The sequence below is a fragment of the Variovorax sp. 22077 genome, from assembly GCF_052044195.1.
In the GTDB taxonomy this organism is placed as follows: domain Bacteria; phylum Pseudomonadota; class Gammaproteobacteria; order Burkholderiales; family Burkholderiaceae_C; genus Variovorax; species Variovorax atrisoli.
Map to the genome: position 1 here is coordinate 13,113 of NZ_JBQEQC010000015.1, position 16,452 is coordinate 29,564.

A 16,452-nucleotide genomic window follows, 5' to 3' on the forward strand; every position below is an offset into this window, starting at 1 on the left:
CTCATGATGAAGCCACTGTTTTCGACCGGCACCGTCGCGCTCGCCGTGCGCGTGCTGATCGCCGCCACGTTCCTGCAGGGCGCGCCCGCCGCGTTCGCGCAGACCGGCGACGCGCCGCGCCGCGGCGAGCCGATCACGCTGAACTTCTCCAATGCCGACATCGAGGCGGTGGCCCGCACCATGGCGGTGGTCACCGGCCGCGACGTGGTGGTCGACCCGCGCGTGAAGGGCACGATGAATCTCGTCACCGACCGCGCGATCCAGCCGTCGGCCGCGTTCAACCAGTTCGCCTCGGCGCTGCGCCTGCAGGGCTTCGCGGTGGTGGAGGCCGACGGCCTCTACAAGGTGGTGCCCGAGGCCGACGCCAAGCTGCAGAGCAGCACCGTCAACACCTCCATCAGCGCCACGGCTTCCAGCGGCAGCAACCAGATCGTCACGCAGATCTTCCGCCTCAACTACGAGTCGCCGAACAACCTGCTGCCGGTGCTGCGCCCGCTGATCCCGCCGAACAACACCATCAACGTGAACCCGGGCAACAACTCGCTCGTGATCACCGACTACGCGGACAACATGCGACGGCTCGCGCGCATCATCGCGTCGCTCGACGTGCCGAACGCCTCGGACATCGAGATCATCCAGCTCAGGCACTCGGTGGCGACCGACATGGTGCCGCTGGTGCAGCGGCTGGTGGACGGCGGCGGCTCGGGCGCTCCGGGTGCGGCGGCTGCCCCGGGCGCTGCCGATGCGTCGTTCCGGACCACGCTCCTGGCCGATCCGCGCAGCAACTCGCTGATCATCCGCGCGGCCAACCCCGCGCGCGTGGCGCTGATCCGCACCCTGGTCGACAAGCTCGACCGCCCTGCCGCCGAGAGCAGCAACGGCGCGGCCGGCAACATCTACGTGGTCTACCTGAAGAACGCCGACGCGGTGCGCCTCGCGGCCACGCTGCGCGCCGCCATGGCCGCCAACCAGCTGAACACGGCGCCGGGCACGCCAGGCGCCGCGGCCGGGTCCGTGCCGCAGCAGAGCGCGCCGCAGGCGATGCAGGTGAACCTGAACAACAGCGGCCAGTCGGGCGTTTCGGCGGCCGCCACCGCGCCGCTGAACAACGCCAACCAGCCTTCCACCGGCGGCCAGATCCAGGCCGACCCGTCGACCAACTCGCTGATCATCACGGCGCCCGAGCCGCAGTACCGGCAGATCCGGGCGGTCATCGACAGGCTCGACGGCCGGCGCGCGCAGGTCATGATCGAGGCGCTGATCGTCGAGGTGAACGACACCGCGGCCGCGAAGTTCGGCGTGCAGTGGCAAAGCGCGCTGGGCAGCAACGCGGTGCTCGGCACCAACTCCTCGGTGGCCGGCGCCAACCTGCTGACGCTGACCCAGGCGCTGGCCACGCGCAATGCCGCCGGCGTGGCGGGGGCGATCACGCCGGGGGCGAACCTCGGCATCGCCGGGAAGATCGGCGGCCAGTACATCCTGGGCGCGATCGCCAGCTTCTTCGACAGCGACAAGGACGCCAACGTGCTGTCCAAGCCGAACCTGCTGACGCTGGACAACGAGGAAGCCAAGATCGTCATCGGCCAGAACGTGCCCTTCGTGACGGGCCAGTACGCCAGCACCTCGGGCTCGGTCGGCGTCAATCCGTTCACGACCGTCGAGCGCAAGGACGTCGGCCTCACGCTGCGCGTGCGCCCGACCATCAACGAGAACGGCACGGTGAAGCTGACGATCTTCCAGGAGACCTCCACGGTCGACCAGAACACGGTCAACAACCAGAACGGCCCGACCACGAGCAAGCGCTCGATCGAATCGAGCGTGCTGGTGGAAGACGGCGGGCTCGTGATGCTCGGCGGCCTGCTGTCCGACTCCTACAACAACACGGTCGAGAAGGTGCCGCTGGCGGGTGACATCCCCGTGCTCGGAAACCTGTTCAAGAGCCAGGCCCGCACGCGCGACAAGGTCAACCTCATGATGTTCCTGCGTCCGGCGGTGATGCGCGACGCCAATGCCACGGAGGCCTTCGCGTACGACCGCTACGACGAGATCCGCGGCCTGCAGATTCGCACGCAACCCGACACCTCCAATGTGATGCTGCGCGGCGTGAGCGGCTCGAACGTCCTGCCCGAGCTGGTGCCGCCGTCGCGCCCTGCGGCGCCCATCTCTGCGGCCCCTTCCGCACCGAGCACCGCGCGCAGCGGCACGAGCTTCGAAGGCACCCAGCTGATCCCGCCGCCGCAGCCCGCCGCGGACAGCCGCAGGCTGGCGCCCAGCCCCCTGCGCGGCGCCCTGCCCCCCACCGCCGACCCGGTGAGCTCGCGCGAACTGCCCTGATACCGCCCCGATGTCCAACCGCTACCCCCTGCCCTACGCCTTCGCACGCAGCCAGCAATTGCTGCTGGAGGAGACCGACGACGGCCGGTACACCCTCTGGATGTCGAGCCATCCGGCGCGCAGCGCAGTCGGCGAGGTGTCGCGCAAGTACGGCGTTCAGGCCTTCGAGGTGCTCGCCGACGGCCCGCTGGCGCAGCGCATCAGCGCGGCCTACGCGCAGGGCGAGTCGAGCGCCGCGGCGGTGGTGAGCGAGGTACAGAGCGACGCCGACCTCTCCCGCATGATGCAGGAGCTGCCGGCGGTCGAAGACCTGCTGGAGAGCGCGGGCGACGCGCCCATCATCCGCATGCTGAACGCGCTGCTCACGCAGGCCGCGCGCGACGGCGCGAGCGACATCCACATCGAACCCTACGAGCGCACCTCGTCCGTGCGCTTCCGCATCGACGGCACGCTGCGCGAAGTGGTGCAGCCCAACCGGGCACTGCACGCGGCGCTGATCTCGCGCCTGAAGATCATGGCCGACCTCGACATCTCCGAGAAGCGGCTGCCGCAGGACGGGCGCATCTCGCTGCGCATCGGCACGCGCGCGGTCGACGTGCGGGTGTCGACGCTGCCGAGCGCGCACGGCGAACGCGCGGTGCTTCGCCTGCTGGACAAGAGCGAATCGAAGCTCACGCTCGAATCGGTGGGCATGCAGGGCGACACGCTCGAGCGCTTCGAGAAGCTGATCGCGCAGCCGCACGGCATCATCCTCGTGACCGGGCCCACGGGCTCGGGCAAGACCACCACGCTGTACGCCGCGCTGGCCCGGCTCGACGCCACCCGCAGCAACATCATGACGGTGGAAGACCCCATCGAGTACGAGCTGCCGGGCGTGGGCCAGACACAGATCAACGCCAAGATCGAACTCACCTTCGCCAAGGCCCTGCGCGCCATCCTGCGGCAGGACCCGGACGTGATCATGATCGGCGAGATCCGCGACTTCGAGACCGCGCAGATCGCCATCCAGGCCTCGCTGACCGGTCACCTGGTGCTGGCCACGCTGCACACCAACGATTCCGTCAGCGCAGTCACGCGTCTCACCGACATGGGCGTGGAGCCCTTCCTGCTGAGTTCGTCCCTTCTGGGCGTGCTCGCGCAGCGGCTCGTGCGCAAGGTCTGCACGGTCTGCGCCGGCGCGGGCTGCGAAGCCTGCGGGCAGACCGGCTACCAGGGCCGCACCGGCATCTTCGAGCTGCTGGTGGCCGACGACAAGGTGCAGGCGCTCATCCACGGCAAGGCCGCCGAGAGCCAGCTGTTCGAGGCCGGCCAGCGCGGCGGCCTGCGCTCGATGCGCGAGGACGGCGAACGGCTGGTGCAGGCCGGCATCACGTCGCGCGCCGAGCTGCTGCGCGTCACGCGCGAGTAGCGAGCAAGAAGAGAAGAGATGCCCGCCTACGCATTCGAAGCCATCGACGCCAGCGGCCAGTCGCGCGAAGGCGTGCTGGAGGCCGACACCGCCCGCAGCGCGCGCAGCCTGCTGCGCGCGCAGTCGCTCATACCGCTGTCGGTCAAGCCGGTGGGCAGCGAGCATGCCGGTGGTTCCAGCCAGCGCAGCGGTCTCGGCCGCTGGCTCGGCGGCGGCAAGCGCGTGTTCAATTCGACCGGGCTCGCGGTGTGGACGCGGCAGCTCGCGGGCCTCGTCTCCTCGGGCCTGCCGCTGGAACGCGCGCTCACTGCGCTGACCGATGAAGCCGAATCGGACCAGCAGCGCAACCTCGTCGCCTCGCTGCGCGCCGAGGTCAATGCAGGCTCCCCCTTCGCCCGTGCGCTGTCGGCGCATCCGCGCGAGTTCTCGCCCATCTACACGGCCGTGATCGGCGCCGGCGAGCAGAGCGGCAACCTGGGCCTCGTGCTCGACCGCCTCGCCGACGACCTCGAAGAGCGCCAGGCGCTGCAGCAGAAGCTGATCGGTGCGGCGCTGTACCCGGCCATCGTCACGCTGGTGGCGATCGTGATCGTGATCTTCCTCGTGAGCTACGTGGTGCCGCAGGTGGCGCAGGTGTTCGCGGGCACGAAGCGCTCGCTGCCTTTTCTCACCACGGTGATGCTGTCGCTGAGCGCCGGCGTTCGCAACTACGGCTGGTGGATGCTGGCCGGCGTGGTGCTCGTGGCCATCGGCGCACGGCTCGCGCTGGCGCAGGAGGCGCTGCGCCTGAAGTTCGATGCGGCCTGGCTCAGGCTGCCGCTGGTGGGCAAGCTCTCGCGCGGCTACAACGCGGCGCGCTTCGCGAGCACGCTCGCCATGCTGGCCACCGCCGGCGTGCCGATCCTGCGCGCGCTGCAGGCCGCCTCTGAAACGCTGGGCAACCGTGCGATGCGCGCCGATGCGCTCGACGCGCTGGTGCTGGTGCGCGAAGGCGCGCCGCTGGCATCGGCGCTGGCGCAGAAGAAGCGCTTTCCGGGCCTGGTGTCGATGTTCGCCCGCCTCGGCGAGCAGACCGGCACCCTGCCGCTGATGCTGCAGCGCGCCGCCAACCAGCTCGGCGCCGAAGTGCAGCGCCGCGCGATGCACCTGGCCACCATCCTGGAGCCGCTGCTGATCGTGGCGATGGGCGGCGTGGTGATGCTGATCGTGCTCGCGGTGATGCTGCCCATCATCCAGCTCAACCAGTTCGTGAAATGAGGCAGACCCCCAGGCTTGCCCACTTCGTGCGGCCTCCAACCCGCTTGCAGAGGGCTGCCGCGCGCGGCGCAACTGCTCGAAGAAGACACAGCCGCAAGGAAGCGCCATGCCGGTAACGCTGGAAGACAAGCTCGTGGTCGCGATCTCCTCGCGCGCCCTGTTCAACCTCGAGGAAGAGAACAAGGTCTTCGAGGCGGGCGACGACGAGGGCTACATGAAGCTGCAGCTCGACCGCATCGACGTGCCGGCCGCGCCCGGCATCGCCTACTCGCTGATCCGCAAGCTGCTGCGCTTCAACGACGACGGCGTGCAGCGCGTGGAGGTGGTGATCCTCTCGCGCAACGACCCGGTCTCGGGCATGCGCATCTTCAGGTCGAGCGCCGCGGCCGACATCAAGCTGCAGCGCGGCGTGTTCACCCAGGGCCGACCGCCCTTCGGCTACCTGCGCCCGCTGCGCGCACACCTGTTCCTCTCGGTCAACGCGCAGGACGTGCGCGAGGCGCTCAACGCCGGCTTTCCGGCGGCGCGCGTGCTGGTCGAATCGGTGAAGGCCAGCGACGCATGGCCGAACGAAGTGCGCATCGCCTTCGACGGCGACGCCGTGCTGTTCTCCGACGAGGCCGAGCGCGTGTTCCAGGCCCAGGGCCTCGACGCCTTCCAGGCCCACGAACTCAGCAAGGCCGACCTCCCCCTGCCCGAAGGCCCGTTCAAGCCGCTGCTGGCCGCCCTGCACCGCCTGCAGATGGCCGGCAACGCGCAGATGCGCATCCGCACCGCGCTGGTCACCGCGCGCAGCGCCCCGGCGCACGAGCGCGCGATCCGCACGCTGATGAAGTGGAACATCCGCGTCGACGAGGCCATGTTCCTCGGCGGCCTGCCCAAGGGCGAGTTCCTGCGCGAGTTCGAGCCCGACTTCTTCTTCGACGACCAGACGGGGCACGTGGATGCGGCCTCGCGGCACGTGCCGGCGGGGCATGTGAGCAGCGGGATCAGCAACGAGTCCTGAACGGCGGCATCGCCTTGCGCTTGCCCGCGACCCGGGCCGCGGCAAGAATGCCGCCATGCTGATCCTCCGACACGCCGACATCCTCGTCACCATGGACGCCACCCGGCGCGAGATCGCCGATGGCGCCGTGGTGTGCGACGGCCCCGCGATCGCCTGGGCCGGCCCCACGGCCGAGTTGCCGATCGCATGCCTCGAAGCCCTGCGCGACGGCCGCGCCGAGGCCATCGACATGCGCGGCCACGTGGTGATGCCCGGCCTGGTCAACACGCACCACCACATGTACCAGAGCCTCACGCGCGCGGTGCCCGAGGCGCAGGACGCCGAGCTCTTCGGCTGGCTGACCAACCTGTACCTGCTGTGGGCGCGCCTCACGCCCGAGATGATCCGCGTGTCGACGCAGACCGCGATGGCCGAGCTGATGCTCTCGGGCTGCACCACCACCAGCGACCATCTCTACCTGTTTCCCAACGGCTCGCGGCTCGACGATTCGATCGAGGCGGCCGACGCGATGGGCATGCGCTTCCACGCGGCGCGCGGCAGCATGAGCGTGGGCCGCAGCGCCGGCGGCCTGCCGCCCGACGAAGTGGTCGAGACCGAGGAAGCGATCCTGCGCGACAGCGAGCGGCTCATCGACCGCTGGCACGACGCCTCGCGCCATTCGATGCACCGCATCGTGCTCGCGCCCTGCTCGCCTTTCTCGGTGTCGCGCGACCTGATGCGTCTGTCGGCCGAACTGGCGCGCGAGCGCGGTGTCTCGCTGCACACGCACCTGGCCGAGAACGACAACGACGTCGCCTACTCGCGCGAGAAGTTCGGCATGACGCCGGCCGAGTACGCCGAAGACCTGGGCTGGGTCGGCCGCGACGTGTGGCATGCGCACTGCGTGAAGCTCGACGAGGCCGGCATCGCGCTCTTCGGCCGCACCGGCACGGGCGTGGCGCACTGCCCGTGCTCCAACATGCGGCTGGCCTCGGGCATCGCGCCCATCGGTGCGATGCGCCGCGCAGGCGTGCCGGTGGGGCTGGGGGTGGACGGCAGCGCGTCGAACGACGGCGCGCACATGCTGGGCGAGGCGCGCCAGGCGATGCTGCTGCAGCGCGTGGGCTACGGCCCGGCGGCGATGACGGCGCGCGAGGCGCTCGAGATCGCCACGCTCGGCGGCGCGCAGGTGCTGGGCCGCGACGACATCGGTGCGATCGCGCCCGGCATGTCGGCCGACATCGTTGCCTTCGACATGCGCGGCGTCGCGCACGCGGGCGCGTGGCACGACCCGGTGGCGGCGCTCGTGTTCTGCACGCCTGCCTCGGTGTCGCTGAGCGTGATCGGCGGCGTGGTGCGCATCCGCGGCGGCGCATTCACCGGGCTCGAACTGGCACCGCTGCTCGCGAGGCATCGCGAACTGGCGCGCACGCTGTACGACGCCGCACGCCACCCGCATACCGCCTGACGACGCGCTGACCAGGCGTTGCAGGGGACGCGCCTCGAAGTAGGCAGCAACCCTGATTGCCAACGCCCGGGCCCCTCCGCAGAATCCGCCCACCGAATCGAACGACCGTTCGATTCGGTGGCCGAGCCTTCCGTCGGCCTTCCCGAGATACACAACAACAGGGAACTCCCGATGAAGCGCAGAGACATCCTCAAATGGTCCGCCTCGGCGGGCGGCCTGGGCCTGCTGGCGGGCAAGGCTTCCACCGCCTCGGCCGCACTGCCGGTGCCCAGGCCCACGCTGCCGCAGAAGATCGACCCGATCAGCGCCACGCTGCGGCGGCTCGAACTGGTCGGGCGGCAGGCGACCTATGTCTGGACCGAATCGCACATCAACCTGGCCGGCGTGCCGATGGGCGCGGTGGTGCCCGCCACGGAACTGCCGGCGCTGGAGCACCAGCTGAAGACCACCGCGAAGGCACTGGAGGCCGTCACCAACTTCGCGGCTTCGTTCGCGACCAGCGCGCTGGCGTCCAGCAGCCTGCAGTCGCTCGACAACCTGCGCACGCGGCTCGCCAGCCTGCAGGCCAGCTTCGACCAGCTGCTGGCCGCCAACGGCGGACTGGCGACACTGCCCGCCGCAGTCTTGAGCACGCTCGAAACGCTCACGGGCGCGGCGGGCGACATCGCCACGCAGCTCAAGCAGATCCACCACGACCTGCTCTCGCAGGGCCCGCTGGGCGCGTTGAACGGACCGAAGACGGTGGCGCAGTACGACGCGCTCTTCGTCACCATCGAGAAGCCGGCCATCGCGCAGTTGCTGCACGACAACGACCTGTTCGCCGCGATGCGCGTGGCCGGGCCCAACCCGATGCTGATCCAGCGCGCGACCACCCTGCCGGCCAAGTTCCCACTGGGCGACGCGCAGTACCGGCAGGTGATGGGCTCGGGCGACAGCCTCGCCGACGCGGCCTCGTCGGGACGGCTCTACATCCTCGACTACGAAGGCCTGGGCGACATGGCACCGGCCGGGGCGCAGGTCAAGCCGCTCACGGGCACGGGCTACATCCAGGCGCCCATCGCGCTGTTCGCGCGGCCGAAGGCCGGCCGCTCGCTGGTGCCGGTCGCCATCCAGTGCGGTCAGGACCCGGCCGCGAACCCGATCTTCCTGCGCGTGGACGACACGGCCAACGCCGAGGCCTACTGGGCCTGGCAGTCGGCCAAGACCGCGGTGCAGGTGGCCGACTTCAACTACCACGAGATGTTCGTGCACCTGGGCCGCACGCACCTGATGTCGGAAGCCTTCGCGATGGCCACGCAGCGCCAGTTGGCGACCGCGCATCCGCTGAGCCGGCTGCTGTCGCCTCATCTCGAAGGCGCGATGTTCATCAACGAGGCAGCCACGCTGATCATCATGGCGCCGCTGACCACCGGCGACGTGATCCTCGCCGCGCCCATCGAGACGCTGCAGCAGCAGTGCGGACGCGATCGGCTGGCCTACGACTTCTACGACCGCATGATGCTGCCCAACGACCTGCGCACGCGCGGCGTGGACGACACAGCGGCGCTGCCCGACTACGCCTACCGCGACGACGCCCTGCTGGTGTGGAACGCGATCACGCAATGGGTGGGCGACTACGTGGCCACCTACTACCTGAGCGATGCCGACGTGACCGGCGACTACGAGCTCAAGGCCTGGGCCGCCGAGCTGGCCACCAGCGGCAAGGTGCACGGCTTCCGGGCCATCACCACGCGCGCGCAGCTCGTCGACGTGCTCACCGCCATCATCTTCAACGCCAGCGCGCAGCATGCGGCAGTGAACTTCCCGCAGTACGCGGTGATGACCTATGCGCCTTTCAGCGCAGGCGCCGAAGGCATGCCGGCGCCGGCGGGCAGCGCTGGCCAGAGCGAGGCGAGCTGGTCGCAGATGCTGCCTTCGCGGCTTGCGGCGCAGGAGCAGATCCTGCTGTTCCACATCCTCGGCGGCGTGTACTACCGGCCGCTGGGCGAGTACAGGGACAACGTGTTCCCGCACCTGCCTGTGCTGCTGGACCCGGCCATCGCGGGCCAGGGCGGGCCGCTGGAGCGCTTCCGCAGTGCGCTCGCAGGCATCGAGGCGACCATCCGCCAGCGCAACGCCACGCGCGCGCGGCCCTACGAATACCTGCTGCCGAGCCGCATTCCGTCCAGCACGAACATCTGAGCGAACGTTCGCTCGTTCTTTCGATCGCTCAGCGGCGCATCGTGTCGAGCTGGGTGACCGGCGGGCTGTCGTTGCCCCAGGAGCCGCGCACGTAGGTGAGCACGGCCGCGACCTCGGCCGCGTCCAGCGTCTGGCCGAACGGCGGCATGCCGTAGGGGCGCGGGTTGCCCGAGGTCGACGGCAGGAAGCCCCCGTGCGCGATCACCTGGATCAGGTTGGTGGGCCGCGCCATGTTCACCGCGCGGTTGCCCGCCAGCGGCGGGTATGCGCCCGCCGCGCCCTGGCCCTGGTCGCCGTGGCAGTAGGCGCAGCGCTGGTCGTAGATCTTCGCGCCGCGCGCCATGGTGCCGGCGTCGCGGCGGATCGGGGCCTTTGCCGCGGCCGGAGCTTCGGCCTTGGGCGCGTCGGGCAGGTCCTTGAGATAGCTGGCCATCGCCGTGAGGTCGGCGTCGCTCAGGTACTGCGTGCTGCGGAACACCACGTCGGCCATCGGCCCCATCACCGAGCCCCGCGGCGCCACGCCGTTCTTCAGCAGCGACACCACCTCGGCCGCGGGCCAGTCGGCAACGCCCGCTTCGTGCGGATCGGTGAGCGAGGGCGCATACCAGTTCTCGACGGCGATCAGGCCGCCCGAGAGCCCCAGCTTCGCCTCGGTCGCGCCGAGCGAATTGCGGCTGCCGTGGCAGGCGATGCAATGGCCCAGCCCGTTGACGAGGTAGGCGCCGCGGTTCCATTCGGCAGGCTTGCCCGCATCGGCCACGAAGGGTTCAGGCTTGAACGAGAGCGCTCGCCACACGGCCAGCGCGGCCTGCGTGTCGTAGGGAAAGCGCAGCCGGTGCTCGCGGTTGGGCACCGCCGAGGGCGGCACGCTGCGCAGGTAGGCGTAGATGGCGTCCGAGTCCTCGCGCGTCACCTGCGTGAAGCTGGGGTACGGGAATGCGGGGTACAGCAGGCGGCCGTCCTTGCTGCGGCCGTTGTGCATCGCGCGCCAGAAGTGCGCGCTGCCCCAGCTGCCGATGCCTGCCTTGTCGTCGGGCGTGAGGTTGCTCGAATAGACGGTGCCGAAGGGTGTCTCGATCGGCATCCCGCCCGCATAGGGCTCGCCGCCGCGCGTAGTGTGGCAGCCCGCGCAGTTGCCGGCCAGCGCGAGGTAGCGCCCGCGCTCGACGAGCTGCGGCGTGGACTGGAAGGCTTCCGCCCGCGCGGGCAGCGGGTCTTCGCCGCGCAGGTTCATCGCCACGATGGCGCCGGCGGCCGCGGCGCAGAGCACGATGAGCGCAAGCAGCAGCCAGCCGAGGTGTCGCAGTTTCATGGGCTCTGCTCCCCTCATTTCGCGGGCATGCCGCCGCATTTCACCGGCAGCGGAGCGGGCAGCGCGGCTGCGGGCCTGGTGTCGGCGGGCATCGGCTGCACGGCGAGCCAGCTCGCGACGGCGTTGATGTCGGCAGTGCTCATGCGCCGGCCGATGTCGGCCATGCAGTCGGGCGCCATCGCATGGCGCTCGTTGGTGAGCCACGCGCCGAGTTGCGACGACACGTAGAGCCGCGGCAGCCCCAGCAGCCCGGGGATGGCGGGCTGCACGCCCGTGAGCGCCACCCCGTGGCATTGCACGCAGGCCGGAATGCCGCGCGCCGCATCTCCTTCGCGCACGAGCTGGCTGCCGCGCTGCAGCTGCTCGGGCGTCGCATCGCTGACCGGAGAAACGGGCGGATAAGGCAGCTGCAGTCCGGCGAAGTATTCGGCCATCTCGCGCAGGTAGGCATCCGACAGGTGCTGCACCATGTAGGCCATGTCGGTGTTGAAGCGCCGGCCGTCGCGGAAGCTCACGAGCTGGTTGAACAGGTAGCCGGCCGGCTTGCCCGCCAGGCGCGGAAAGTAGCCGGCGTTGGTGGTCGCGCCCTCGCGGCCGTGGCAGGCGATGCATGCAGCCACGCGCTGCTCGATGGTGTCGGGCACTGTCGCTGGAGGGGCGGGCGTGGCGGCGCCAGCCATGCCCTGCAAGACGAGCAGCAGCCCGAGCGCGATGAGCCTGAGCGCGTGCCTCATGTGCCGGCGGCGAGATGCGCCAGCGTGACGAGGCCTGCGATCAGCAGCAGCACCATGACCAGCGCCACGCCGACGAGCGGCAGGATGCCGACTTGCGAGGTGCGCCTTTCGGCGTCGGCGCGGCGGCCGCCCAGCCCGATGAAACTCCAGAGAACGGCGCGCAGCGCGCGCAAGAGATTCGACATGAGGCCGAGTGTGGCCCAGTCCGGCCAGAAAAAACAGATGCAGATCCGCTCCAATTGACCGGTGCAGATGAAGTGCCCCGAAGAACGAATCCAGCAAAGAAGCTGATGGAAAAGGTGCGAAGCCCTGGCCGCCGACATCGAGGCCTCGATCCGCAACGACACCCTGAAGACCGGCGACCGCCTGCCCTCGGTGCGCCACACCGGCCAGAGCCGCGGCGTCAGCGCATCGACCGTGTTCGAGGCGCGCGGCCTGGTGCGGGCGCGCGACCGATCGGGCTACTACGTGACCGGCGGCGGCCTGCGAGACGCGCCGCCCGAATCCACCCTCACCTCGCGTCCCGCGGGCGGCCCAGGTCGCTCGACGTGAGCGACCAGGTGTTCGACATCCTCGAAGCCAGCATGTCGCGCAGGGTGGTGCCCTTCGGCTCGGCCTTTCCGAGCCCGCTGCTGTTTCCGCTGGCGCGGCTGGGACAGTTCATGGCCGCCAGCGCCAGGTCGCTCGACCCGTGGAGCACGGTGGACGACCTCACGCCCGGCAGCGCGGCGCTCCGGCGGCAGATCGCGTTGCGCCACCTGGCCGACGGCATGCAGGTGCCGGCCGACGAGACGGCTGGACCTCGGCCGGCGGCTTCGCACGAAAGGTCGCGCGGCAGAAGCTGTCGAGCACGCTGAGCACATCGGCGCCTGCGCAACAGTCGCTCGCGGGCTACCCGGAGAAAGGCGGGCTCGACAGGCACCTGCGCAAGCTGCGGCAGACACTGGCGATGCAGCAGGCCACCTTCGCGCAGGCCGTGAGGCACTACTTTCCGCAGGGCACGCGCGCGACGCGGCCGCTGGGCGGCTACTTCCTCTGGGTCGAATTACCGGCGGGTGCGAACGCGCTGGAGATCCACCGCAAGGCCCTGGAACTCGGCATCAGCGTCGCGCCGGGCCCGATCTTCTCGGCCACGCGCGCCTTCGGCAACTGCCTGCTGCTCAACTACGGCCATCCGTGGAACGAGGTCAGCGAGCAGGCAATGCGAACACTCGGCCGCCTGATCGCCGAAGCGTCCTGAACAGCAGGAAGCTTGCGATGCTCACGTTCAGCAGGTTCCAGGCGATGCCGTTGATGAAGGCCGCGTGGTAGCTGCCCGTGAGGTCGAACACCTTGCCCGACATCCATCCGCCCAGCGCCATGCCGAAGAGCGTGAACATCAGCACTGTTCCCACGCGGGCGCCCGCCTCCTTCGGCGGAAAGTGCTCGCGCACAATGATCGCGTAGGAAGGCACGATGCCGCCTTGGAAGAGGCCGAAGAGCGCCGAGATCACGTAGAGCGGCACCAGCCCGTCGAAGGGCAGGAACAGGAGCAGCGCCACGCACTGCAGCACGCCGCCCAGCAGCAGCGTGCGCAGCCCGCCGATGCGGTCGCAGATGGCGCCCGACACCAGCCGGCTCACGATGCCGAAGCCCAGCATCAGCGACAGCATGATCGCGCCCTGCGCCGGGCCGTATCCCAGGTCGCCGCAGTAGGCCACGATGTGCACCTGCGGCATCGCCATGGCCACGCAGCAGGCGACGCCGGCCACGCACAGCAGGCCCTGCGCGGTGCCGATGCTCAGGCCGAAGGGGCGTGTCATGTCGCGCGCCGCCGCCGCACCCGCTGCCGTGCCGGCCGGCGGCGCAACGGCCAGTGCCGGCGGCCGTGCGCGGAAGAACATCGCCAGCAGTGCCATCGTCACGCCACAGAAGATGCCCATGCCGATGTAGGTCTGGCGCCAGCCGACGGTCTCCACGAAGTGCTGCGCGATCGGCGGCCACACCGCGCCCGCCAGGTAGTTGCCGCTGGCGCACACCGCCACCGCGATGCCGCGCCGCTTGACGAACCACAGCGAGGTGTCGGCCACCAGCGGCGCGAAGGCCACCGAGCTTCCGAGCAGTCCGACCAGCAGCGCCTGCGCGACGGTGAAGCCGACGATGCCGCCCGACAAGCCCGTGGCGATGTAGCCCGCACCCAGGAAGACCGCACCCATCAGCAGCGGCTTCATCACGCCGATGCGGTCGGCCAGCTTGCCCATCAGCACGCCGCCGAAGCCGAAGCCCAGCATCAGCAGCGTGTAGGGCAGCGATGCGTCGGCGCGCGCGATGCCGAACTCGGTTTCCACTGCCGGCAGCATCACCGACACCACGTACATGCCGCTGCTGCCCACCGTCATGATCAGCAGCGTGAGGCCCAGGCGGACCATGGCATAGCGTGAGTCGGGCTGGTGGATGGTTGTCTCGCTCGTTTTCATTTTTTTATCTCCGCGGCGAGGATACCCCGGGGTGCAAGAACGCGAGGCACGTGGAGAACCCGGCGGCCCTGCCGGCCACCTCCAGCAGCGCGTCGGCTCAGTGCGAGGACGACACTGGTGCGACCAGATTCGCCGAAGCCTTGGGCACCGGCATGCCCGGCTTCGTCGGCTTGTCGTCGCACGCGGCCGTCAGCAGGCCGAGGCAGAAGAGAAGGACAAAGGCTGTGCTTCGCATGCAGGCCATGCTAGGCCTGCGCGGCGGTGCGTCAAGTCGGACGCTGCCGCTTTCCTTGCGACTCAGGCGGCTGTGGGAGCGGGCCGTTCGCCGGCCTGCAGGCGGCGCTCGATGTCTTCCAGCACCCGCGGCAGGTCGGCCACGCTGTCGATCACGTAGTGCGCGCCTGCGGCCTCGAGCTCGACGGTGGCGCGTGCGCGGCGCTCCTGCTGCTGCGCCTCGTCGAGCGCCTGCCACTCGGCCAGCGTGAGGCCGTTGGCATTGCCGCTGACCGCGAGGCCCACGGCCCAGGTGCCGGCGTTGAGGCCTTCCTGCAGGCCGACGCCCGTGTCGTCGACCTTCACCACGGTGTGCGGCGGCCACACGCCGAGATCGGAGAAGCAGCGGTACATCATGAGCGGCGACGGACGGCCTTCGGCGAGGTCGCCGGCGCACACGAGGTTGTCGGGCGAATAGCCGCCGGCCGCAGCGATGGGCACGACCACTTCCATGATCGGCCGGTTGTAGCCTGTGGTGGAGCCGATCTTCAGGCCCCGCTCGCGCGCCGCCTTCACCGCTTCGAGCGCACCGGGAATGAAGTCGGCATGGTCGCGCACGCTGGCCGCGTTCATCGGCGTGAACACCTCGTAGAGCCGGTCGACATCGGCGTCGCTGAATGCGTGGCCGTGCTTCTCTTCCCACTGCGCGGCGATGCGCGGCAGCGTGCCCAGCGCCTTGATGTGGTCCCACTTGGCCATGCCCATCGGACCGCGCGCCTCGGCGATGGTGATGTCGATGCCGAACTGCTCGAACAGCTTCACAAAGGCGCCCATGGGTGCGCAGGAGCCGAAGTCGAGGATGGTGCCGGCCCAGTCGAAGACGACGGCCTTGAGTTGCGAATGGTTGTGGGCGTTCATGGCGGCGGAGGTGTGAGTGACGGGCTGAAAAGGTTGCGGCGGCCTGGAGGTCACCATGCGTTGAAGACGTCGTGCGCGATGCCGAAACCGGTGCTCGCGCCGCTGCCGCTGGTTACCAGCACCAGCCGCGTGGCGTCGTCGGGCGTGTCGATCACGCAGGGCGTTGTCTTCGACGAAGGGTACACGCCGGTCCAGCGCTCGGCGATCTGCGCGGATTCGAGGTTCAGCGTGCTGCGCAGGTGGCGCAGGATGAGCTGGTCGACCTCCTCCATCGCGAAGGGTTCGGGCGCGTCGGCGTAGTGGTGCGAATCGCCCACGACCAGCGAGCCGTCGGCGCTCTGCACCACGATCAGGTGAATGCCGTGTGCGAGCGAGGCGGCCTCTTCCTGCTGCAGGCGTGCGCGCAGCGCAGCGGCTTCGGGCAGCGTGCTGTAGCCCTCGTAGCGCACGAGGCTCAGGTCCATCATCACCGAGCCCGGCAGGCGGAAGCCCGCCTCGGGCTTCACGCGCAGCATCTGCAGGCGGCACAGCGTGAGCTCGTGCGCGGCGATGCGATCGGCAAAAAGGCCGTGCAGGTCGGTGTTGGTGCAGACCACCACGCGCTCGGCGTGCAGCGTGCCGCGCGAGGTGCGCACGCGCGGGGTTTCCACCTCGTGCACGGTCTCGCCGAAGCGGAAGCTCACGCCGTGCGCCTCGGCCAGCCATTTCGTGAGCAGGCCGATGGCGGTGCGCGATTCGACGCGCAGCTCGTGCGGGCTGAAGAGCACCGACCGCGCGTCGGCCAGGCTCAGCGCAGGCGCCCTGGCTTGTGCGTCGGCGGCGTCGAGCAGCTCGCAGCCCTTGCCCATCGGCGTGCGCATGAAGGCTTCGAGCACGTCGTGCGCCTCGGGGCGATAGGCCGCAAGCCAGAGGTTGCGGTGCACGACCTCGATGCCGGCCTGCGGCGCGATCTCGTTCCAAACGCCGCGCGCATGCATCGCACGACGCCACATGTCGCCCGGCGCCTGGCCGGTGATGGTGATGAAGCCGAAATTGCGGATCGACGCGCCGATGGCGGCCGTATCGCGCTCGATCACGCAGACCTTGAGGCCGCGCTGCACGGCGGTGTAGGCATGGGCCAGGCCGACGATGCCGGCGCCGACCACGATCAGGTCGAAACTGTTCGGATTGCTTGCTTGCAGGGGGG

General features: G+C 69.9%; 12 protein-coding genes and 1 pseudogene. 7 read left to right on the forward strand and 6 right to left on the reverse strand.

The genetic code is table 11. The features are described from left to right. Positions 1-3 precede the first annotated feature (3 nt). The 6 genes from gspD to ACTJLF_RS21260 all read left to right on the forward strand — a co-directional run bounded on the left by gspD (position 4) and on the right by ACTJLF_RS21260 (position 9,633). Positions 4-2,334: a type II secretion system secretin GspD gene (gspD, locus tag ACTJLF_RS21235; protein WP_132752306.1), complete on the forward strand. Its 2,331-nt coding sequence runs from the start codon at positions 4-6 to the stop codon at positions 2,332-2,334. 10 nt (positions 2,335-2,344) lie between these two features. Beyond that, the gene (locus ACTJLF_RS21240; protein WP_019654506.1) at positions 2,345-3,742 is read left to right on the forward strand and encodes a GspE/PulE family protein; all 1,398 of its coding nucleotides are present in this window, start codon (positions 2,345-2,347) and stop codon (positions 3,740-3,742) included. Positions 3,743-3,760: 18 nt separating this feature from the next. After that, entirely contained in the window at positions 3,761-4,999 is a 1,239-nt protein-coding gene (gene gspF / locus ACTJLF_RS21245; protein ID WP_132752305.1) for a type II secretion system inner membrane protein GspF, read from the forward strand. 106 nt (positions 5,000-5,105) lie between these two features. After that, complete coding sequence (locus ACTJLF_RS21250) at positions 5,106-6,005, forward strand: 5'-nucleotidase (protein WP_132752304.1); 900 nt, start codon at positions 5,106-5,108, stop codon at positions 6,003-6,005. A 55-nt stretch (positions 6,006-6,060) separates the two neighbouring features. Next, the gene (locus tag ACTJLF_RS21255; RefSeq protein ID WP_132752303.1) at positions 6,061-7,452 is read left to right on the forward strand and encodes an 8-oxoguanine deaminase; all 1,392 of its coding nucleotides are present in this window, start codon (positions 6,061-6,063) and stop codon (positions 7,450-7,452) included. Positions 7,453-7,623: 171 nt separating this feature from the next. Further along, the gene (locus tag ACTJLF_RS21260; RefSeq protein WP_132752302.1) at positions 7,624-9,633 is read left to right on the forward strand and encodes a lipoxygenase family protein; all 2,010 of its coding nucleotides are present in this window, start codon (positions 7,624-7,626) and stop codon (positions 9,631-9,633) included. A gap of 28 nt (positions 9,634-9,661) precedes the next feature. Here the strand turns inward: ACTJLF_RS21260 and ACTJLF_RS21265 are convergent, their stop codons facing one another. The 3 genes from ACTJLF_RS21265 to ACTJLF_RS21275 are packed head-to-tail and all read right to left on the reverse strand — an operon-like array spanning position 9,662 to position 12,002. Then, positions 9,662-10,945, reverse strand: a complete 1,284-nt coding sequence (locus tag ACTJLF_RS21265) for a cytochrome c (protein ID WP_132752301.1) — start codon at positions 10,943-10,945, stop codon at positions 9,662-9,664. Positions 10,946-10,959: 14 nt separating this feature from the next. Next, the gene (locus ACTJLF_RS21270; RefSeq protein ID WP_354411539.1) at positions 10,960-11,679 is read right to left on the reverse strand and encodes a c-type cytochrome; all 720 of its coding nucleotides are present in this window, start codon (positions 11,677-11,679) and stop codon (positions 10,960-10,962) included. Further along, positions 11,676-12,002, reverse strand: coding sequence for a DUF2970 domain-containing protein (locus ACTJLF_RS21275; protein WP_418150803.1), 327 nt, complete (start codon positions 12,000-12,002; stop codon positions 11,676-11,678). The genes ACTJLF_RS21270 and ACTJLF_RS21275 overlap by 4 nt, the downstream gene beginning before the upstream one ends. Here ACTJLF_RS21275 and ACTJLF_RS21280 point away from each other — a divergent pair. After that, positions 11,989-12,919 (forward strand): annotated as a pseudogene (locus ACTJLF_RS21280) (hypothetical protein). The gene ACTJLF_RS21275 and the pseudogene ACTJLF_RS21280 sit on opposite strands and share 14 nt — an antisense overlap. On the opposite strand, the gene ACTJLF_RS21285 reads toward ACTJLF_RS21280, so the two are convergent. The 3 genes from ACTJLF_RS21285 to ACTJLF_RS21295 form a co-directional block, all read right to left on the reverse strand. Then, complete coding sequence (locus tag ACTJLF_RS21285) at positions 12,867-14,135, reverse strand: MFS transporter (RefSeq protein ID WP_019654514.1); 1,269 nt, start codon at positions 14,133-14,135, stop codon at positions 12,867-12,869. The pseudogene ACTJLF_RS21280 and the gene ACTJLF_RS21285 overlap by 53 nt on opposite strands. Before the next feature lie 297 nt (positions 14,136-14,432). Next, entirely contained in the window at positions 14,433-15,266 is an 834-nt protein-coding gene (gene phnX / locus ACTJLF_RS21290; RefSeq protein ID WP_132752299.1) for a phosphonoacetaldehyde hydrolase, read from the reverse strand. Between the two features lie 50 nt (positions 15,267-15,316). Continuing rightward, the gene (locus ACTJLF_RS21295) at positions 15,317-16,447 is read right to left on the reverse strand and encodes a TIGR03364 family FAD-dependent oxidoreductase (RefSeq protein WP_132752557.1); all 1,131 of its coding nucleotides are present in this window, start codon (positions 16,445-16,447) and stop codon (positions 15,317-15,319) included. Between the last annotated feature and the right edge of the window lie 5 nt (positions 16,448-16,452).